The following is a 20,559-nucleotide window of genomic DNA, read 5'->3' as shown; positions in this document are numbered from 1 at the left end:
CCGGTTAGCTTATTTATACAATAAAACAGCGGCAACTGCAAGCAAGGGGGGATATTTCTTCCATTAGAAAGCAATTCTCAAACAGGCCATTGTGTGTTATGGTATATGATAGATGATATTCCATTTGCAGACGAGGTTAACACACATGAAAATAGACCGCCTTATTGGCATACTTTCCATTCTTCTCCAAAGAGAAAAAGTCACTGCGCCCTACCTTGCGGACAAGTTTGAGGTTTCACGGCGGACCATCAGCCGCGACATTGAGGATATCTGTATGGCCGGTATCCCTATTGTCACGGCAAGAGGAGCAGGAGGAGGCATTTCCATTATGGAAGGCTTCCGCATGGATAAGACACTTCTCACTTCACGGGAAATGCAGTCTATCCTGGCCGGGCTTCGCAGCCTGGACAGCGTGTCCGGTACAAGCCGGTACAAGCAGCTTATGGACAAGCTGGCGGTTGGAAACCAGGACCTGATCAATGTGGACAGCCATATTGTGATCAACCTGTCCTCCTGGTACAAGGAATCCCTGACCCCAAAGATCAAGCTGATCCAGGATGCCATTGAGGACAGCTGCCTGATCCATTTTTCATACTATTCTCCGTCCGGGGAAACAGGACGGACCATTGAACCCTACACCCTGGTATTCCAGTGGGCGTCCTGGTATGTGTGGGGATATTGCTGTCTCAGACAGGATTACAGAATGTTTAAGCTGAACCGGATGGTGGATCTGGAACTGAAAGGGGAGCATTTTAAAAAGCGTGATATGCCTGCATATGAAAATGAACCCAATGGTCCCTTCCCCATCCGGTTCCAGGTAAAAGCCATCTGCCAGCCCCGGATCAAGTGGCGGGTGGTGGAGGAATTTGGAGTAGAGAGTCTGACAGAGATGGAGGACGGCAGGCTGCTTTTTCAGGCCGGATATTCGGACAAGGAGAATCTGCTGTCATGGATACTCAGCCTGGGAAGCCAGATCGAGCTTTTGGAACCGGCAGAATTCAGGGAGGACTTGTTACAGATTGCAAATGTACTTTGTAAGCAGTATGAGCAAACATGACATACAGTTGTCCTGTTTGCAATGGTACAATGAAAAAAAGAAACGGGGTGCTGTATGGAGAAGACCGTTACCTGCTGCGGCTGTATCTGTGATGAATGGGGCACTGGATTGAGAGGAGGTAAGACGGATGGCTTCAAGTTTGGACTATGTCCAGTATGTTGCATCACAGCTGGCCGGCGCCGGCGTGATCACATATAAGAAATTATTCGGCGAGTACGGGCTGTGGTGCGGAGGTAAATTCTTCGGCACAGTGGAAGAAAACCAGTTCTACGTTAAGATAACGGAGGCGGGACACAGGATGCTGCCGGATGCAAAACCAACGGCTCCCCATGGAGGCCGGCCGGGAATGTACCTGGTGGAGGACCTGGATGACGCCGGGTTTCTCACAGAACTTGTGATAGTGACGTGCGAAGCGCTGCCCGAGCCGAAGACTGGGAAAAGAGAGGGGAAGAAGGCGCTTACCTCTCAGGTTTCCAAAAATAAAACTTAAACCTGTCTGTACTTTGGGTCTGCCATTTTGGCAGATCTATTTTTTTTCATCTGAATACTTCCATGGTGTATTTCTCAATGCCCCCACCTTCCTGTTAGGATGACAAAATAGTACAATAACCCGATGAAATAATCAATATTTAATGCAATACTGACGAAATAGTACAGTAATCCGGGAAGATAAACCAAGATTTTCCCAATTAATCCTTTTATAATAGTCCTAAAGATGGCTGTTATGCATAGGGCGTCTAATGGCCATATGATAAAAGGATTGAGATTACCAAAAAATGTAAGGTACATTTTAGGAATCTCCCCGGCCCCATCTTTGCGGCTGATTTTCCGCCGGTTGCGTACAACTGACAAAAAATCATCTCGCAGATCTGAGTACCAGTGGATCCCGAGAGTACACTAAGTATTGAGGAGGAAAAAAATGAATAACGAAGTTCTTTCTTTTAGAGGTGGGAAGTACACAAGTCTTATCCCGTTTCTGCTCATGGTTGCGGGACTGCTGGGATGTTCCGCAATGGGGCTGGCTGCTATGGAAGCATTCTGGGTGGTAGCCTGTGTATGCATTATGCTGGGGATGGTGCTGGCATCTGACTCGGCAAAGTATTTTGACGCCATCATCCACGGTGCAGCATCTCCGCTGTATATCACACCTATTTTCTGCTGGATCTTTGCCGGTATGTTTGCAAGTATCCTGAAAGCTTCCGGGTTGGGAAACGGTCTGGTCTGGATGGGGCTGACCTTTAACATAGGCAAAGGATTTTTTGCGGGTATTACCTTTCTTGTGGCAGCGATTTATTCCACATCCAATGGTTCCGGCAGTTCAGCTATTGTGACAATTGGTGCGCTTTTATATCCGGCAGGTGTGGCACTGGGGGTCAATCCCCTTGTGATGGCCGGAGCCATTGTCAGCGGAGGTGCCTTTGGGGACAATCTTGCCCCGGTATCCGACTCCACCATTGTGGCTGCTGCCACTATGGGAGTGGATATTCCCGGAGTTGTAAAAACACGTCTGCCATATACTTTGGTGGCAGGGGGGATATCCTTTTGCCTGATTACGGCTCTTGGTTTTATCCTGGACAGCGGTGTTTCCATATCCGCAGAACAGTATGCCCTTATCACCGGCCAGGCGGACCCTAAAGGGCTGATCATGCTCGTCCCCGCGATCCTGGTGATCGTCCTGGCATTCCGGGGTATCAACCTGATCCTGTGTATGTCAATGGGGGGCGTGCTTGCCGTTATAATGGGGATTCCCTCCGGACTTCTGACATGGAGCGCTATCATACATGTAACGGATTCCGGGATCGGCGGAGCATTGATAGAAGGTATTTCAGGCTTTATTGGCCTGATCGTATTTATCATCTTAAGTGCGGCAGTTATTCAGCCCATGATATCCAGCGGTGCAGTAGGATCCCTTCTGGGCAAGATCAAGAGATTCATCAAGACGCCCAGACAGGCTGAGGTCACAAACTGGTTTGTGATCGCGCTGTCCGCATTCGGCCTTTGCAACAATGTGACATCCCAGATCGTAGCCGGTCCTATTATGAAAGGGATTGCTGAAGAGTACCACATCTCTTTGTACCGGGCGGCAAATTTCTCAGACTCAGTGCAGGCCATGTTTGGGTATACCATGCCATGGGGCGGACAGAGCATCCTGATGTGTGCAACCGCAGCAGCGGCAGCGGCCACCTATTCCTGGTGCCCGTCCATTACCAATCCGCTGGCTATGATTCCCTTTACGGTCCATGCGTTTGTAATTGCCCTGGTCTTCCTTTTTTCAGCTGTTACCGGAGTTGGCAGGAAATTGGATGAAAAGGCGGAAGATGCTGTTGGATATGTGAAAAAGAATATGGAAGAAAATGTGGAAGAGACCTTAGCGGAAACCACGGCAGAAACCATCATTGAAACGATTGCATGATAGATATCGCTTTTTGATTGATATTCCTTACACCTTAAAAATGGATCAGATAGAGTAATGGTTTCCAGAATTACCATCTATCTCCTAACGTATTTCCATTAATTATGTGGTATTATCCTTTTGTAACAAAAATGTAATATTTATGTAACAATAGGAGGAACATACCATGAAAAAATTATCAATTTGCCTACTGACAGCAGCAACTACCTTGGCAGCAGCGGGAGCGATCCCTGCAACCGCGTATGCTGCAACCGGTACATACAACATTCCAGGAGGAAAGGTGGTTGTGATCGGCGGTACTATGAACGGAGCTAACTGCGACCAGATCCTGCCAGGCATCAATCTTCCGGGAATCCAGTTTCCTGGAGTGAATATACCGGGATCCAATGTACCGGATAACAGCCTTCCCCTTCCCGAGTTCCCAATTCCGGACCAGCCGGGAAATATGCTGCCGGACCAGCCGGGTGACACCACACCGGATCAGCCGGAGACTGATGGAAGCCAGGATGCATTTGCAAACCAGGTGGTAAAGCTGGTGAATGAGGAAAGAGCCAAAGCCGGCCTGTCACCGCTGAGCGTGAACAGTAAAGCTGTAAACGCTGCCCAGACCAGGGCCAGGGAGATCGAAAAATCCTTTTCCCACACCAGGCCTGACGGAAGCAGTTTTAACACGGCGCTGACCGAAGCAGGGGTGAGCTTCAGGGGAGCAGGGGAGAACATTGCTTATGGTCAGACCACACCTCAGCAGGTAATGGAAGGATGGATGAACAGTTCCGGCCACAGGGCCAATATCCTGAATGCAAATTATACCTCCATTGGAGTGGGGCATTATAAGAATGGGGCAGGGGTAGATTATTGGACACAGCTGTTTATCCAGTAAAGATAATTTTATTAAAAAGGGTGAAGTTAGGATAGGGATATCAATACAGAAAGCGTCAATTCCGGATTCGGGATCGGCGCTTTCTGCACGTATATAACATTTATCAGATGAAATAATCGGATAAATAGCAAGTATTGCAACAAAATAGTCAGTTAATGTAATGTACTTTGGTGTAATTATCTGATAAAATAATGCGTGATAATGAAAGATCAGAAAGCAATTTGGCTAAAATGCAGCAATCCATTGGGAAATCAGATGAATCTGATCATGAGAATGGTTGCCGGAAAGGGGAGATCAGAAGGGTTCGGCATTTTAGACCATATAAAACACGAAACAGTTCAGGACGGCGGGTAAATGGGTGCAAAAGCGGGCGTTAAGCTTGCTCATAAGTCCGTTTTTGCATCCATTTTCACATCGTATGTCCTGAACAGTTACTAAAATTTAATATATCTTGAAAGGAGAAAGGTAATCATGTTTCTTCAGCATTTAGTTAATGCATTGAGTATTGGAAGCGTCTATGCGCTGCTTTCCATTGGTTACAATATGGTTTACGGTATTTTGGAAAAACTGAATTTTGCCCATGGAGATGTGTATGCAGTTGGATGCTTTGTGGTATTTTCCATGATTGGAACGGGGTGTAATCCAATTCTGGCAATTTTACTGGGATGTTTAGCAGGGTTTATCCTGAATGTTATTGTGGAGCGGTTTGCATACAGGCCGCTGCGGGATTCCGGGCGTGTGGCGCCCACCATTTCCGCTGTTGGTATTGCCTATATCATGAGGAATCTGATACAGCTGATCTGGGGGACTGAGACTTACAATTTTAATCTGGGGATCTTTGATATGTCCAGTATCAGTATTGGCGGAATCGTCATAGGAAAACTGCAGATCTATATTTTGATGATCTCCCTGGTATTGATGATGGTTATTTCACTTTTGCTAAAAAAGACCAAATGGGGTCAGGCGATCATCGGTATTTCACAGAGTATTCCGGCAGCTTCACTGATGGGAATACCGGCCAACCGGGTGATTTCCATCGTATACGGCCTGGGTGCGGTCCTTGGTGTGATCGGAGGACTTCTGTTCTGTTCCTACTACCAGATGATCTATATGGGGATTGGTTTTGCCTATGGTACCATGAAAGCCTGGATGGCAAGCATCTGGGGCGGTATCGGAAGCCTGAAGGGTGCGATCGTTGGAGCGTTTGCGCTGGGGCTGGCGGAAACCTTTATCGGGGCCTACGTGTCATCTGCGTACAAGGATGCCTTTGTATGGCTGATATTTATCATTTTTATCTTAATCCGTCCACAGGGTATGTTCCCTGCACAGATTGCAGAAAAAATATAAGGAGGAGAAGATATGAAAATGGACAGCATACTGAAACGGAAAAATTCTGTTTTATTGGTATTCCTGATTGTAGTTTGTACAATCCCGTTATTTGTTAAAAATACATATGCGTTAAAAGTGATCAACAATGTTATGATCTATTCCATCATTGCCCTTTCCATCAACCTGATCGTTGGCTTTTCAGGGCAGTTGGATTTTGGAAGATCGGCGTTTGCCGGGATCGGCGGATATTTTTCAGCTATTATGATGAGCAGGCTGGGAGTTCCCTTTATTATCAGCTTTATTGGCGGCGGACTGTTTGCCTGTTTATTAGGGCTGCTGTTGGGAATGTTGTGCAGGTACTCCTCCTTTGACTATCTGACATTAATCACCATTGGATTCAGTGAGATCGTTCGGCTGATTCTTCAAAACTGGATCAAGGTGACAGGCGGAGCCTTTGGTTTTGTGGCGGAACGGCCTAAATTATTTGGATATACATTTGCAACCCATCAGTCCATGTTTTATTTTAATTTTGTTCTGCTGATTCTTTGTTACATTGTGATCCGCAGGATCACGCGGTCCAAAATGGGAAGAGCGTTTATGGCATTGCGGGATGACCCCATTGCTGCCGCTTATGCAGGGATTGACGTTGCGAAATATAAAATGATCAACTTTGCAGTGGCATCCTTTTTTACAGGGATCGCAGGCGCCGCACTTGTCCATTATACAATGTTTGCATCGCCCACCAATTATACCATAGATGAGTCCCTGATCATGCTCCAGATGCCCATCTTAGGCGGCCTGGGCAGCCTTCCCGGATCCATTGTGGGAACCGTGATCCTCACTGTACTGCCCGAAATCTCCAGATCCTTCTACAATTTCCGTCTCCTGTTCATGGGCGCTTTGATGGTTATCCTCATGCTGTTTGCACCCAATGGATTGTTTGGTGTGAACGGAATCAGGGATCAGATCATGGCATATGTAAAACTCAGGAAAGGGGAAAAGAAAGAATGAAAGAAATATTAAAGATTGAAAATGTTTCCAAAAATTTCTCCGGACTAAAAGCGCTTTCCGATGTTTCCCTGGAAATCTATGAGGATGAGATCTTTGGATTGATCGGGCCTAATGGCGCTGGAAAAACAACACTTTTTAATGCGGTTTCAGGCTTTTCCATGCCAAGTTCAGGCAAGGTGTATTTTAACGGAAAAGACATGACCGGAAAAAAGACAACCGACTATGCTTTGGAGGGACTTGCAAGGACATTTCAGAATATCCGGGTATTTTCAAAAATGACGGTCCTTGAAAATGTAGCCGTGGGGATGCACAAAAACGTCCATACAGATCTCTTTTCCATTTGCATGAACAACAAAAAACAGAAAGAGGCTGAAAAACAGGCGTCTGAAAAGGCCATGGAAATACTGCGGTTTTTAAAGATTGAAAGATTCGCAGATGAGACAGCCGGAAACCTTCCATACGGTACACAGCGTCTTGTAGAGATCGCAAGGGCGCTGGCCAGTGAACCTAAACTCCTTTTGCTGGATGAGCCTACAGCAGGTATGAACCAGCAGGAAACCATGGAACTGATGATGCTGATCCAGGAGATACGAAAACAGGGTCCGGCCGTGCTGGTAATTGAACATAATATGAAATTCATGATGAGTCTCTGTCACAGGATTGCCGTCCTGAATTTTGGCCAGCTGCTGACATTGGGCGAGCCTGTGGCCGTGCAGAATGATCCTCAGGTAATCGAAGCCTATCTGGGAAATAGTGAGGAGGAATAGCATATGGCTCTGGAGGTAAAAGATTTAGTTGTAAAATACGGTGAGATTTCAGCGCTGAGAGGAATATCCTTTACAGCGGAAGACGGAAAGCTGACAACCCTGATCGGTTCAAACGGAGCGGGAAAAAGTACTCTGCTAAAGACAATTTCAGGACTCCTAAAACCTGCGGCAGGAAGTATTACGCTGGACGGCAGGGAGATTGGAGGAATGGAAGCTGACAAGATCGTGACCCTGGGTATCTCCCAGTGCCCGGAGGGAAGAAAAGTATTCCAGAATCAAACGGTTTATGAAAATTTGAAAATGGGAGCATTTACAAGAAAGGACAACGGGGTGGAGGCTGATATTGAAAATCATTTTAACACCTTCCCCAGACTGAGGGAGAGACGCAACCAGCCGGCCGGTTCCCTTTCCGGCGGAGAACAGCAGATGCTTGTTATCTGCCGGGCACTGATGGCAAGGCCCAAGCTGCTTTTGCTGGATGAGCCGTCCATGGGATTGGCGCCGATCGTTGTCCAGGAAGTGTTTAATATCATTAAAGGTGTAAATGCCCAGGGCACATCCATATTGCTGGTTGAGCAGAATGCAAAACAGGCATTGAGAATTGCGGATTACGGTTATGTGCTGGAGATCGGTAATGTGGTTGCTTCCGATACGGCGGAGAACCTTCTGGCAAGCAAGGCCATCCAGGAAGCATATCTGGGCGGAGCTTAAGCGTACGAAAAACAAATTTTGTCTGAGGAGGAAGGGAAACATGAAATTCTATAAGATTGACGACATTGAAGGATTTTTTAGGACGGTTGACAAGTGTAAGGGCAGGGTTGAACTGCTCACCGAGGAGGGGGACAGGCTGAATCTGAAGTCACAGCTGACCAAATGTGTGTCTCTGGCCACATTTTTCTCAGGAGGAGAGATTAAGGAGATGGAAATCCTGACCTCGGATCCCGGGGATATGGACCAGCTGGTGAGATTTTGTATTTACCGTTAGATGAAAAGCTGAATTAAGTTTTGGTTATGTCCGGCATAACAGTCGGTATTCTTTTGGCGTATAGCCGGTTATGCGTTTGAACTGCTTATAAAAATAGCTGATCTCAGAGAACCCCACCCCATAAGAAATCTCGGAAATGGTGGTCTGTGAATCTCTGAGCAGCCTGGCGGCAACCTCTATGCGGTAGTGGAGTATATAATCAAAGGGAGGTATGTTAAGCGTGCGCTGAAAACACCGCCCGCATTCGCTTTTGCTTATATTGCATACATGGGACAGTTGAGACAGGGTTATCTTCTGTTGGTATGAATGATGGATAAAATCCAACATGAGCCGTATTCTCTGGCTGTCAATTGAGTCTTCTGTCTGAACCTGATCCAGAATAGAGGGAGAATTGGCAACGATCTGATGCCATATGGAGCAGGACTGGGATTTGATGAACAGTTCATACCCTGTGCACCGATGCATTTCCGCATCAAAAATACGGCGCAGGGACTCCAGAACCTGGGACTTCCACGCAAAGTCCTCCTGCAACACGATGCATTTAAAAAGGGTATTATTGATGATCGGGGCAACATATTTGGTGTAGAGAAGGATATCGCTCTGGCTGCTGATCAGAGACGGGTCCATATGCAGGGTGATGGCGCAGCTGTCTTCTTGGGCCAGTGAGTTGACACAGTGGAGTGCATTGGAGTTGATAAAGATCCCCTCTCCGGGATTCAGTATATACTCATCGCAGCCCATGGAATATTTGACCTGCCCCAGAATCACAAGACTGAATTGCAGTGAGCGGTGCCAATGGTTTTGAAAGGTAGTTAGTGAATGCTGTTTAAATTCATCCAGGAAGATGCTGTAAGGAGAGAGGTCGGAACTGGAAAGGCTGATCTCCTCCAGCTGTTCGTTTACCCCTATCTGCGGGGCACGGGTGATGGTATCATAATAGTCCATAAGTGACTGGCATGTTTCGCTGATATAGTACAATTAATTGCGGATATCACCGAGTGATGCCTCTCCTTTCTCGTGATATAATGATTGTATCAGACGAAACGGTAATATTCAACAAATAATCCAGAATAATTACAGGGATAAGCCGGCATGTGCCCTGTATGGGATCAATGAATAGCCGTATGGTTTAACGCTGTTGTTATGCTGTAATAATACAATAATCTTATGATGCAAAATTATGATACAAAATAAGGGGAGGTAATCATGAAAAAAGCGATTGTTAGCGTTTCGGTATGTCTCATTATGGCCATGGTACTCAGCACAGGATGTCAGAAGGCTGCTTCAGTGCAGTCTGATAAAAAGTCAGAAACCACAAAAAAAGCAGAATCAGCCGTACAGGGATCAGCCTCGCAGGAAGCCGCTTCACAGGAAACGGAAGCAGGGACCATTCGGTTTGCTGTGGTAGGGCCCATGACAGGAGATGCGGCTTCCCAGGGAGCGCAGCAGCTGAATGGAATCCAGCTGGCTGTAAATGAAATCAATGAAGCCGGTGGAATCCTTGGGAAAAATCTGGAGTTTGATGTGTATGATGACCAGCTGAATCCCAATCAGACGATCATCTGCGCAGAGAAGATTGTTGCAGATCCCGGTTACCGTTTTGTTATGACCACGGTGTCTTCCGGAGGGACTCAGGCATCTTACCCTGTATATAAAACAGTGGATTTGCCTGTTATCGCAGGTATCAATACAGCGGATCATCTGACACAGCACGGGTTTGAGAATTTGCTGCGAGTCAGTTACAGGGATAATGCAAATGTGGCGCAGCTGTGTGACCTGATCGTAAATGAAATGAAGTTCCAGAAACCGGCCATCATCTATACGGTTAGCGACACGGATGTATCTTCTTATGAGTACTGTGCAGGTTATCTGGAAGATACATATGGGATGGAGTTTATTTCCACAGCCTGTGTGAACCCTACCACGGAGAAGGATTACACGGCCCATGTAACTAACTTTAAGAATCAGGGAGCGGACTGTGTTATCATTATGTCGGAATATTCCCCGGCAGCACTTTTTACCAAGCAGGCCCGCTCTCTTGGATATGATGGCCAGATCTTCTCATTGGGAGGGGCGTCCAACCCTCAGTTTATTGAAATCGCAGGTGAGGCAGCAGAAGGATTTGTTTCCGTATGTGGATTTGACCCCACGGTGGAGAATGAACAGGTCCAGAGGTTTGTGGAGGCATACAAGGAATTGTCAGGCTTTGCTCCCGGTGAGTGGGGGGCAGGATGCTATGACTCCATCTATGTGGTGGCGGAAGCCTTAAAGTCAAAGGAAGCAAAAGACCTGACAGGGCGGGATCTGGTGGAGTGGCTCCGGGCGAATACGGATTACAGCGGCGTGACAGGTGAGGTTGCTTTTGACGGAAATGGAGATAATGTAAAGTGCAAAGCACATTTTATCCAGGTAAAAGACGGGGCATTCCAGCATTTTGAGCCATAGGAAATGGTCAAATGACAAAATTAAGAGTTGGAGGCATTAAAACAGAAATGAAAATAAGGGATGTAATTACATATGCACTTCGTGAAACACTGGCAGATCCCACCGCATATGGAAATGGGATTATCAAGGAGCGCTGCTCTGTGATTGTGAAAATTGAGACAGATGAGGGAATTGTGGGCTGGGGAGAATCCATGTGCCATGGCACACAGCCCCCGGAACCCGCCAGGATCACGATCGACAGCTGGTTAAAGCCGTTGTTAATTGGGAGAGACCCCTTTGATGTGGAAGTTTTATGGGAGGAAATGTATAATCTGACCCGTCAGGTGGGCCAGGGAGGCATTGCCGTGAATGCAATGAGCGGAGTGGACATTGCACTGTGGGATATTATTGGAAAAGCAGTACAAAAACCAGTGCATAAGCTTATTGGCGGCGCCTTTAGAACAGAGATCCAGCCTTATGCCACCGGATTTTACAGAAAGGAAAATTTTACCTATCAGGATTCCATTGATGAGGCGAAGATGTATTTGGAAGACGGGTTTAAGGCATTTAAACTGGTCATTGGGTTTGATGTGAAGGATGATATCAAGTTTGTCCATACGGTTAGGGAGGCTGTGGGTGATGATGTCCTTATGATGGTGGATGCCAACTGCGCATATAATGCAGGAACTGCAAGGCGGGTTCTCCTGGAGACTGAGGACGCAAAGCTGAATTTCTTTGAGGAGCCGCTTCCACCTGAAGATTTGGAAGGATACAAGGAGTTAAAGACCTTGACGTCCACCTATATTGCAGCTGGTGAGAATGTCTTTGGAAAGATTGGATTCAGACACTGGATATCAGGCCATGTCCTGGATATCCTGCAGCCGGAACTGTGTTCTTGCGGCGGCATCACCGAGATGAAAAAGGTGGCAGCCATGGCTCAGGCATATAATACCATGGTGATCCCCCATGTGTGGGGGTCGGGGATCGGTCAGGCAGCTTCCCTGCAGTACATTGCGTCCCTTCCGCCAACCCCTCTTTGTCTGAATCCCATGGAGCCGATGATCGAATTTGATAAATCAGAGCATCCTTTCCGAAACGATCTTGTATATGGAAGGGTCAGAATGGAAAACGGAATGGTAAAGGTTCCGGATGGACCGGGTATTGGAGTTGAGGTGAATGAGGAAGTTCTGAAGCGGTTTTCCGTGGATTGACGGATATAGACGTAATATGGCGGCAGCCGTTTGAGAACTTTATACCGGGAGAAGGTATTTAAAAGGCGTTAAAAACCAGAAATGGGATTTAAACGCCTTTTACTGTTTTTATTTTTTTTGCCCTTCCAGCGAGGCCTGTCTGTATTCGGACGGACCAATGCCAACTATTTTTAAAAATGTCTTATAAAAATAACTGTAGTTATGGTATCCGGAGCAGCGGCAGACATCCCTTATTGAAAGGTCGGTTGTCAGATACTGCTTTGCTGTATCGATCCGTTTTTCATTGATATATACATTCAGTGTTTTACCGGTGTATTTTCTGAATACACGGCAAAGATGATATTTGCTGTAAAAAAAATGTTCGGACAGAAAATCAAGGCTTAAATCCTCATTGATATGTTCACTGATATAAGTAATCAATTTTGCGATGACGGCAGCGGTCTGGGTGTCCGTTGTGTCCAAAATTGATGGGGGGGGGGGTGAAATCGCGGTACAGGTCAGACAAAATCTCATAGATAATGGAGCGCAGCATAATGTCGCTTCCGGAATACTGTGGGAGCTGTTCGTATTTCAGCAGCAGGGATACGTACTCATTAAAGCGGACGGTTCCCACAGCTAAAATAGGATATCTGTTGTTTTCAGAATGGAATAACTGCAGTAGGTTTGTCTCCTCAGTGCAGGCCTGCAACAGGAAATTACTGTCCAGGGATATACAGAATCTTTTATAATAGGTCCCGTCATTCCTAAGTTTAACATAGTGTGGCTGGAAGATGTTGAGAAACACAATATCTCCCCCCCTTAGGGGGTATTCCTGGTCCCCGATCAGAATGGAGCCGGCATCCTGAAGATAAAATTGTACTTCATAAAAATCGTGATAATGCCCCCCGGGAGTAAACTCATAATCTCGGCTATACAAGATACAGCTGTAATCACCGCGGTAGATATTTGCGCTCTTTAGATATACATCCGCCATTTTCACTCCTCCTTTTGTACAGGCGCAATTTTTAGCTTCTAATTATTATAGCCTTGCGGCGGACCTGTGTAAAGGCTGAAGCAAAAAGAGGGCAATATATGAAAACATAAATTTGAAAAAAGAAGTAGAATGCAGAATATTGGGCAATATGCTATATTTATTACCGTAAATTAGAAAAAAATAGTAATAGTTGACCAATATTGCCTAGTTGATTACTTATTTTGCGGTCGGAATCCCTAACTATTGTTATTGCATTTTTCCTGTGATAGTATAAGAGCACGTTGAAGACATAACCAAGCAAGATGTTAATTGGAATCAGGTGATGACTTCTGCAAAGGAACATACGGCCGATGTTCAAAAAAATGTCTTATCATTTTATTTAAAATGGAGGAAAAATATGAGCAATGATTTAAAAGCTAAAAAGCTTACATTTTATGGCGGTATTTATATGAGTTTAATACCGTTCCTGTTATTTATTTTAGGATCCTTTGGCCTGGCGATTTTTAATATTGCAACCGTTGAGGGATTTTGGATCGTGGCAATTGTGGGTATTATCATCGGCATGTGGCTTTGTAAAGATCCGGTGGCATATTTTGATGAGATCTGTCGCGGAACAGCGTCAAACCTGCTGACAACAGCCATTTTCTGCTGGCTGTGGTCTGCTGCTGTCGCAGGTATTCTCAAGGCATCCGGGCTGGTTGACGGATTGATCTGGCTGGGATTAAATGTCCATTTGACAGGCGGGCTTTTTGTGGGATTTACCTTTATCCTCGCCAGCATGTATTCGACCGCAACAGGCACTGGCAGTGGAACCGTGGCGGCAATGACCGTACTCCTGTATCCGGCCGGAGTTGCCCTGGGGGCAAGCCCGTTTTGGATGGCGGCTGCCATTATCAGCGGCGGCGGTTTCGGGGATAACCTGGCGCCTATTTCAGATACCACCATTACTGCGGCTACAACCATGGGAGTGGATGTTCCCGGACTGGTTAAAAACCGTATGCCTTATACCATTGTAGCAGGTTTGATCACTCTGGCTATTGTAACAGGAGGAGGGCTTTTGTCCTCCGGAGCTGTTGAGATCTCGGAAGAGGCATATCAGGGAATCGTAGCACAGGCTTCCCCGGAAGGTCTGATCATGCTGATTCCGGCAGCATTGATTGTATTTTTGGCCATGAAGGGTAAGACGCTGATCGAGGCCCTGACCTATGGCGGGATTGTAGCGATCATTCTTGGTCTTGCCACCGGATTGTTTGACTGGAATTTACTGGTTGCCGTTGATACAGTGAACGGAACCGTGGGAGGGGCCATTACTGATGCCATTTCAGGCTGGTACGGCATGATCGTTCTCATTTTCCTGGTGTTTGCCCTGGCTCACATCATGCAGGTGTCCGGTGCTCTGGCAGCCTTGCTGGAAAAGATAGAGAGAAGGTTTGTCAAAACAAAGGTTGGGGCAGAGATTGTCTGCTGGTGCTGTATTGCGGTTTCGGCACTTGGATTATGTAATAATATTACATCGCAGATCGTTGCCGGACCTATTATGCTGAAGATTGCAAACAAGTACCACCTTTCCCACTACAGGATCGCCAATTTCTCAGACGCGGTCCAGGCAGCATTCAGCTACACCATGCCCTGGGGCGGCCCGGCCCTTACATTCTGTGCCACCTCCATCATTGCCAACTCTGTATATGGGTGGTGCCCTGTTGTCACATCACCGGCATCCCTGGCTTTGGGAGGGGTTTACGGAATTATAATCGGCCTTGTATACCTGATCTGCGCCATCACCGGTATTGGCAGAAAATATGACCAGAAGATGGAAATTCAACGTCTTGGATATACGGAAGAGTATTTTATGACTCAGGAATAGCCAATGCGTCCTTAAAGTTGTCGATCCTAAGAGAAAAGGCAGGTTATTGTAAATGTCATCATTCGAGCAAGAAATGTAATAGGAAAAATAACAGAACCAATTTATACTTTAGGTAACATACCCTCAGTGGATAAGGGCACACACGCCCCAACTGCCGTCTTTTGGCGGCTGGCTGCGTTAACATCAGTCGGCGTACGCCCAGCGACAGTAAAGCCGCAGAATCGCAAATCTGTGGTACAAAACCGTGTGTTCCCTTGTCTACTGAGGGTAACTTGACATGAGGAGGAGTAGGAAGATGACGTTTGAGGAGCAGAAGCAGCGGATCTTACAGGGAAAAATGTATAATGACTTAACCCCGGAACTGGTGGAAGCAAGGAGAACTGCGGTCGAGCTGACCAATGAATACAATGCCAGCTATGGGCAGGCGCCGGAAATCCGGGAACCTATACTAAAAAAACTGTTAAAGAACGTGGGAGAGCATGCTTTTTTTGAGCCTGGCTTCCGCTGTGAATTTGGATTTAATATATCGGTGGGAAAGAATTTCTATGCCAACTTTGACTGCATTCTGTTGGACCCGGGTCCCATTGAAATAGGGGATCATGTGCTGTTTGGACCCCGTGTATCCATCTATACGGCCAGACATGCTTACAACGCTGCTGAGAGGGCAGCAGGAGCCTGCTTTGCAAAACCAGTAAAAATAGGCAATCATGTATGGGTGGGAGGCGGCGTGCACATGGATCATGGGATTACCATAGGCGATAACACCATTATAGGCGCCGGCAGTGTTATAACCAGGGACATTCCGGCCAATGTGGTTGCGGCAGGCGTACCCTGTAAGGTGATACGCCCTATTACGGAAGATGAGAAAACAGACTATTTTGACATATTAAAGAAGTATTAGGAGGATGGTCATGAAGACATTATATATATCAGATCTGGACGGAACTCTGCTGAACAGCAAAAAGGAAGTGACGGATTACACGGCCGGGATCATCAACCGGTGTATTGAGGCCGGAATGCTGTTCTCTGTTGCCACCGCAAGAATGCCTTATGGTTGTGATTACAGACTGAAACAATTGAACCTTCAGACCCCGGCTATCCTGACAAACGGCGTGTTTATCTATGACTTTAACACAAAGAAATACCTTCACGCAGAGAAGATAGAAAGGGATGCGGCACGGGAAGTAATAGGAGCATTTGAGGAAAATAAAAAATCCTGTTTCATGTATCTGTTCCATGATGAACAGATCAGCATCTGCTACGGTGATGATTCCTTAAAAGCCCAGGAGCAGTATTACAGCAAAAGGGCCTTGGAGAGCTGTGAGCGTGTGTACCGGACCGATGATTTCAGAAAAGAGATGGAACAGGGGGATGTGGTCTACTTTGCCCTCACAGGCACGGAGCAGGAATTAGAACCCATCTGCAAAAGCCTTGACCAGGTCCGGGGAATCCACTATACCTGTTACCTGAATATCTATAATGGACTTTACTGTCTTGAGGTGTTCAGCCACAAGGCCAGCAAGCGCCATGCCCTTTTAAGACTGAAGGACATGCTGGGATGCGGCCAGCTGGTGGTGTTTGGGGATAACCATAACGACATGCCAATGATCGAGATCGCTGACAGAAGCTATGCGCCGGCCAATGCGCTGGAGGTGGTGAAGCAGGCAGTGACGGATGTACTGGAAGACTGCGACCATGACGGCGTTGCAAAGTTCCTCAGAAGAGAACTGGGAATATAAAATAAAAAGGTGCTGGTTCAGATGGACGGCACAGGCAGGGAACCCTCCATCAAAGAATGGTCCACTCAATCCATTCCTATGCCCGAGCTACCCCAGGGTCTTATCAGCCCTTGCTCAACCCTGCCTGTGCCGCCATCTGAGCCGGCACCTGACTTTTAGTATTTATACCCTTGTCCGATGAGGGTATCCATATAAGAAGTATCAAAAACAGCCCAGGCAATGATTCCATTTAGGAATATTGCCTGGGCTGTTTTTGCCAATCCCTTATTTAATCCCACATCTGCATGGCTGCTCCCTTTTCCGGAGGCAGACAGTTCTTGGCATAGGTGCGCATAAATCCTTTTTTAATGTTCGGTTCCGGAAAGACCAGATCTTTTTGTCTCTTTTCCAGCTCCTCATCAGACACCAGCAGGGTCAGGGAGCGCCCCGGGATATCAATATCGATCAGATCCCCATCCTCTACCAGGGCGATGGTTCCGCCAATGGCCGCCTCAGGCGATACATGTCCGATGATGGGACCGTGGCAGAAGCCGGAGAACCTTCCGTCTGTGATCAGCGCAACGCTTTCGTCCAGGCCAAGGTTGATGATGGCCTCGGTGGCTTCCATGATCTCCACCATTCCGGGCGCGCCCACGGGGCCGCAGTATCGGACCACGATAATATCACCGGGCCGTACCTTTTCCTGGATAATGGCGTCATGTGCCTCGCTGTCGCTGGAAAATACCTTGGCCGTACCACGGAAATGATGCATGCTCTCCTTGACTGTGGAGGAGCGCACAACACAGCCGTTGAGGGCCAGGTTTCCTGACAGGATCGCAAGCCCGCCGTCCTTTACGATCGGATTGTCCAGGGAGCGGATCACGTCATCAGGTTCGGATGGGACAGTACTCAGGATCTCGCCCAGGGTCTGGCCGCTGACATTCAGGCATTCCTTGTGGACAATGGATTCCAGCTGCTTAAAGATGGCAGGCACACCGCCGGAATAGAACAGGTCGTCCACTGCGTAGACTCCGCTGGGGCGCACATTTGCAATACATGGCGTGGTGCGGCTCAGTCTCTCAAAATCCTGTAAGGACAATTCAATATTCAGCTCATTGGCCAGGGCCAGAAGGTGGAGGACCGCGTTGGTGGAACCGCCGATGGCCAGATCCATGTAGATTGCATTTTCAATGGCTTCCCTGGTGATGATCCGGGAGGGGACCAGATTCTCGTGGACCATATCCACGATCCTGCGTCCGATCTGCTTACAGCTGATGATCTTGTCTGTGAATACGGCAGGGATGGTGGATGCGCCGGGAAGGGTCATTCCCAGGGCCTCGGCCAGGATCTGCATGGTGTTGGCTGTTCCCATGGAGGAACAGGCACCCATGGACGGGCAGGCACTGCACTCCGCTTTTAGGATGGCTTCCCTGCTTGCGGTTCCTTTTGAGATCTGTCCATATGAGAACTCGGTGACATCGCACTGCAGGAACTGTTTGCCGTCCAGACGGCCGGAGAGCATGGGTCCGCCGGTACAGCAGATGGCCGGGATGTCCAGTCTGGCAGCTGCCAGAAGGGTGCCGGGGACAATGTTATCACAGCCGGATAAAAGAACCAGTCCGTCAAAATGCTGGACACTGCTCACAATCTCAATGCCGGATGCCACAATGTCACGCATGGCCAGGTCCATACACATGGTATCCGTGCCAATGGCAACCTCGGCGCAGGTGGAGGGGAGTCCGAACTCAAAGGGAACGCCGCCTGCCTGCCATATAGCGCTTTTCACAGCAGCAGCCAGCTCCCTCAGATGGGCGTGGCCTGCGGAATTTTCGCTGAAGGTGTTGGCAATCCCGATGTGGGGGCGGTTCAGGTCCTGGGGGTCATACCCGCTTCCCTTGTACACTGAGCGGGAATGCGCAGCGGAGTCGCCTGTAAAGTATTTCTGGTTAAAGTCTTTCATATTATTTCTCCTTTTCCATGATCTCCTTGTATTTGGCAGGATTGATGCCTGTTACATTTTTAAAGGTCCTGTAAAAATGATTGTAGTTGTTAAAGCCAACTTCCTTACTGACCGTAGTGATGGGAACCTGGCTTTTCAGTGACAGCTTGGCTTTGTCGATCCGTTTGGTAATGATGTACTTGTTCAGGGTGGTGCCTGTATACCGTTTGAACATACGGCTCAGGTGAAAGGCGCTGAAATTCACATGCTCTGCAAGCCGTTCCAGGGAAAGGTCCCCGGCAATGTTGGCGTCTATGTAATTGATCAGCTCCGTGATGACGGCAAGGCTTCTGGAGTCCGTGGCACTGATTTCCTGCCCGTCATAGAAAATGTCGTAGATATGGGCAAAAATTTCCAGGATCAGGGATTTCTCCATGATATCCCGCCCGTGTCTGACGGTTAAATGTTCGTGCTTATTGTAAATGCTCACAAAGGTAGCAATCTGTGCCGGGGTCAGAGGCTGGGAGTATTTTACGTCAGCGCAGTGTGAAAAGATGTTGAACAGATTGGATGCATTGGAACATGCAAAAAGCAGCAGACTGGAATCAAAGGAAATACAGTAGCGTGTATATGGAACCTTGCAGGTAATGTTGATCTGATGCACATCAAACATATTGATCAGGACCATACATCCCTGAGTCAGCTCCCTGGTTTTGCCGTTCATGGTAATTTCCCCTATCTTTCCGTCCTCGGACTCGCAGAGGTAAAACTGCATCTCGTAAAAGTCGTGGTAATGCATTTCTTTTGAAAATTCATGGGTAGCGTCACGTTTGGTGATGGAATAGTTCCCATTATAAACATCTGTTTTGGATAGAAAAACAGCCTCCATTGATTCATGCCCCCTTCTTTTGGTAAAAGCAATAATTGTTATATAGAATCATATCACAAAAAAAATCCCCACTCAATTGATATATATGTAAAAAGCAAGATATGTAATGTAAAAAGCAAGGAAGTATATGTGGAGGAGCCTTGATAAATCAGCAAATACCAGGAAGGCAAAAAATGTAATACCAGCGGCAATATACTTAATCGACAAATAATGAAAGGTTGGATTATGATTAGTGCGTGCTAAGCAAAAGCAATAATTGCAACAAGATAACTACAACAAATAGAAAAGCGAAAAGGAGAAGATGAAGATGTCAGAATTAATAGTTATGTTAACACACAATGATGTAACGGTGCCGGATGCAATGGAAACATTCCTGGCGTGCAAGGACCTTCCGGTTAAGTATTGGGGATTTAAGGATCACGGCATGGAACCGGATAAGATGAAGGAACTGACACAGTGCATGAAGGACAACGGAAAGACCACATTCCTGGAAGTGGTAAGCTACACCGAGGCCGAGTGTATGCGCGGCGCCAAGCTGGCAGTGGAGTGTGGATTTGATTATCTGGTAGGAACCATCTTTTATGACAGCGTGTTTGAGTATATTAAGACAACAGATTTAAAGTATTGCCCATTTGCAGGTACAGTAACACAGAACCCAAGCATTCTGCAGGGAACTGTACAGGAGATGCTGGACCAGGAAGCAATGTTTGCTGAAAAAGGCTGCATGGGAACTGATCTGCTGGGGTACAGGTATGTGGACGGCGATCCGGCTGCCCTGTCGGCAGAATACATAGCAAAGGCAAAGAAGCCCGTTATCCTGGCAGGTAGCATTGGAAGCGATGAGAGGGTTGCAGAGGTTCTGAAAATGAACCCATGGACGTTCACAATGGGAAGCGCTCTGTTTGCCAAGAAATTTGTTGGGGACGGCAATTTCCGCCAGAATCTGGAATATGTCCTGGGCCTGTTGAAATGAGTAGGAACCTATGAAACAAAACATAAAAAATAAGCCTGCAAATAAAAAGTCAAGCTAAATTTTAAAGAACATTGAAAAATTTATACAGGTTGAAAAGTGGGTATCAAAATAAGACCGCCAGGATAT

The 20,559-nt window shown here is 47.1% G+C and carries 20 protein-coding genes; 15 read left to right on the top strand and 5 right to left on the bottom strand.

The features are described from left to right. Positions 1 to 145: 145 nt before the first annotated feature. The 9 genes from ABID13_RS16795 (at position 146) to ABID13_RS16755 (ending at position 8,442) form a co-directional block, all read left to right on the top strand. Positions 146 to 1,057: a helix-turn-helix transcriptional regulator gene (locus ABID13_RS16795; protein WP_048929407.1), complete on the top strand. Its 912-nt coding sequence runs from the start codon at positions 146 to 148 to the stop codon at positions 1,055 to 1,057. A gap of 127 nt (positions 1,058 to 1,184) precedes the next feature. Then, positions 1,185 to 1,547, top strand: coding sequence for a TfoX/Sxy family protein (locus ABID13_RS16790; RefSeq protein WP_007862681.1), 363 nt, complete (start codon positions 1,185 to 1,187; stop codon positions 1,545 to 1,547). A gap of 429 nt (positions 1,548 to 1,976) precedes the next feature. Further along, complete coding sequence (locus tag ABID13_RS16785; protein WP_007862678.1) at positions 1,977 to 3,470, top strand: Na+/H+ antiporter NhaC family protein; 1,494 nt, start codon at positions 1,977 to 1,979, stop codon at positions 3,468 to 3,470. 166 nt (positions 3,471 to 3,636) lie between these two features. Further along, positions 3,637 to 4,350 (top strand): CAP domain-containing protein, encoded by a 714-nt coding sequence (locus ABID13_RS16780; RefSeq protein WP_048929406.1) that lies wholly within the window; start codon positions 3,637 to 3,639, stop codon positions 4,348 to 4,350. A 471-nt stretch (positions 4,351 to 4,821) separates the two neighbouring features. Beyond that, positions 4,822 to 5,697, top strand: a complete 876-nt coding sequence (locus tag ABID13_RS16775; protein ID WP_007862673.1) for a branched-chain amino acid ABC transporter permease — start codon at positions 4,822 to 4,824, stop codon at positions 5,695 to 5,697. Between the two features lie 12 nt (positions 5,698 to 5,709). After that, on the top strand, positions 5,710 to 6,690 hold the full coding sequence (locus tag ABID13_RS16770; protein WP_007862670.1) for a branched-chain amino acid ABC transporter permease: 981 nt from the start codon (positions 5,710 to 5,712) through the stop codon (positions 6,688 to 6,690). Beyond that, positions 6,687 to 7,457, top strand: coding sequence for an ABC transporter ATP-binding protein (locus tag ABID13_RS16765; RefSeq protein ID WP_007862669.1), 771 nt, complete (start codon positions 6,687 to 6,689; stop codon positions 7,455 to 7,457). The genes ABID13_RS16770 and ABID13_RS16765 overlap by 4 nt, the downstream gene beginning before the upstream one ends. Positions 7,458 to 7,460: 3 nt before the next feature. Beyond that, complete coding sequence (locus ABID13_RS16760; protein ID WP_007862668.1) at positions 7,461 to 8,168, top strand: ABC transporter ATP-binding protein; 708 nt, start codon at positions 7,461 to 7,463, stop codon at positions 8,166 to 8,168. 40 nt (positions 8,169 to 8,208) lie between these two features. Next, entirely contained in the window at positions 8,209 to 8,442 is a 234-nt protein-coding gene (locus tag ABID13_RS16755; protein ID WP_007862667.1) for a hypothetical protein, read from the top strand. A gap of 24 nt (positions 8,443 to 8,466) precedes the next feature. Here ABID13_RS16755 and ABID13_RS16750 read toward each other — a convergent pair whose 3' ends face one another. Continuing rightward, complete coding sequence (locus ABID13_RS16750; RefSeq protein WP_156200031.1) at positions 8,467 to 9,387, bottom strand: AraC family transcriptional regulator; 921 nt, start codon at positions 9,385 to 9,387, stop codon at positions 8,467 to 8,469. A gap of 261 nt (positions 9,388 to 9,648) precedes the next feature. Here ABID13_RS16750 and ABID13_RS16745 point away from each other — a divergent pair, with 261 nt between their 5' ends. Continuing rightward, positions 9,649 to 10,887: an ABC transporter substrate-binding protein gene (locus ABID13_RS16745; RefSeq protein ID WP_048929404.1), complete on the top strand. Its 1,239-nt coding sequence runs from the start codon at positions 9,649 to 9,651 to the stop codon at positions 10,885 to 10,887. A gap of 11 nt (positions 10,888 to 10,898) precedes the next feature. Beyond that, positions 10,899 to 12,077 carry a mandelate racemase/muconate lactonizing enzyme family protein gene (locus ABID13_RS16740; RefSeq protein WP_007862661.1) on the top strand — a complete coding sequence of 393 codons (1,179 nt, stop codon included), beginning with the start codon at positions 10,899 to 10,901 and terminating at the stop codon, positions 12,075 to 12,077. Positions 12,078 to 12,185: 108 nt separating this feature from the next. Here ABID13_RS16740 and ABID13_RS16735 read toward each other — a convergent pair whose 3' ends face one another. Together ABID13_RS16735 and ABID13_RS16730 are read right to left on the bottom strand one after the other, a co-directional pair. Beyond that, complete coding sequence (locus tag ABID13_RS16735) at positions 12,186 to 12,590, bottom strand: AraC family transcriptional regulator (RefSeq protein ID WP_082173808.1); 405 nt, start codon at positions 12,588 to 12,590, stop codon at positions 12,186 to 12,188. After that, on the bottom strand, positions 12,478 to 13,050 hold the full coding sequence (locus ABID13_RS16730; RefSeq protein WP_048929403.1) for an AraC family ligand binding domain-containing protein: 573 nt from the start codon (positions 13,048 to 13,050) through the stop codon (positions 12,478 to 12,480). Before ABID13_RS16730 ends, ABID13_RS16735 begins: the two co-directional genes overlap by 113 nt. Before the next feature lie 397 nt (positions 13,051 to 13,447). Between ABID13_RS16730 and ABID13_RS16725 the strand changes: the two genes are divergently transcribed. The 3 genes from ABID13_RS16725 (at position 13,448) to ABID13_RS16715 (ending at position 16,653) form a co-directional block, all read left to right on the top strand. Continuing rightward, positions 13,448 to 14,914 (top strand): Na+/H+ antiporter NhaC family protein, encoded by a 1,467-nt coding sequence (locus ABID13_RS16725; RefSeq protein ID WP_007862658.1) that lies wholly within the window; start codon positions 13,448 to 13,450, stop codon positions 14,912 to 14,914. A 295-nt stretch (positions 14,915 to 15,209) separates the two neighbouring features. Then, complete coding sequence (locus tag ABID13_RS16720) at positions 15,210 to 15,815, top strand: sugar O-acetyltransferase (RefSeq protein ID WP_007862655.1); 606 nt, start codon at positions 15,210 to 15,212, stop codon at positions 15,813 to 15,815. Between the two features lie 10 nt (positions 15,816 to 15,825). Continuing rightward, on the top strand, positions 15,826 to 16,653 hold the full coding sequence (locus tag ABID13_RS16715; RefSeq protein WP_007862654.1) for an HAD family hydrolase: 828 nt from the start codon (positions 15,826 to 15,828) through the stop codon (positions 16,651 to 16,653). A 268-nt stretch (positions 16,654 to 16,921) separates the two neighbouring features. Here the strand turns inward: ABID13_RS16715 and ilvD are convergent, their stop codons facing one another. Then, entirely contained in the window at positions 16,922 to 18,592 is a 1,671-nt protein-coding gene (ilvD, locus tag ABID13_RS16710; RefSeq protein WP_007862652.1) for a dihydroxy-acid dehydratase, read from the bottom strand. 1 nt (position 18,593) lies between these two features. Further along, positions 18,594 to 19,460, bottom strand: a complete 867-nt coding sequence (locus tag ABID13_RS16705; RefSeq protein ID WP_007862650.1) for an AraC family transcriptional regulator — start codon at positions 19,458 to 19,460, stop codon at positions 18,594 to 18,596. Positions 19,461 to 19,767: 307 nt separating this feature from the next. Here ABID13_RS16705 and ABID13_RS16700 point away from each other — a divergent pair, with 307 nt between their 5' ends. Continuing rightward, positions 19,768 to 20,433, top strand: coding sequence for a hypothetical protein (locus ABID13_RS16700; RefSeq protein WP_007862648.1), 666 nt, complete (start codon positions 19,768 to 19,770; stop codon positions 20,431 to 20,433). The last annotated feature ends 126 nt before the right edge of the window (positions 20,434 to 20,559 follow it).

The organism is Enterocloster citroniae (genome assembly GCF_040545455.1).
Lineage (GTDB): Bacteria > Bacillota > Clostridia > Lachnospirales > Lachnospiraceae > Enterocloster > Enterocloster citroniae.
The sequence above is the reverse complement of the archived record's forward strand: the minus strand, read 5'-3'. Positions and strand labels throughout refer to the sequence as shown.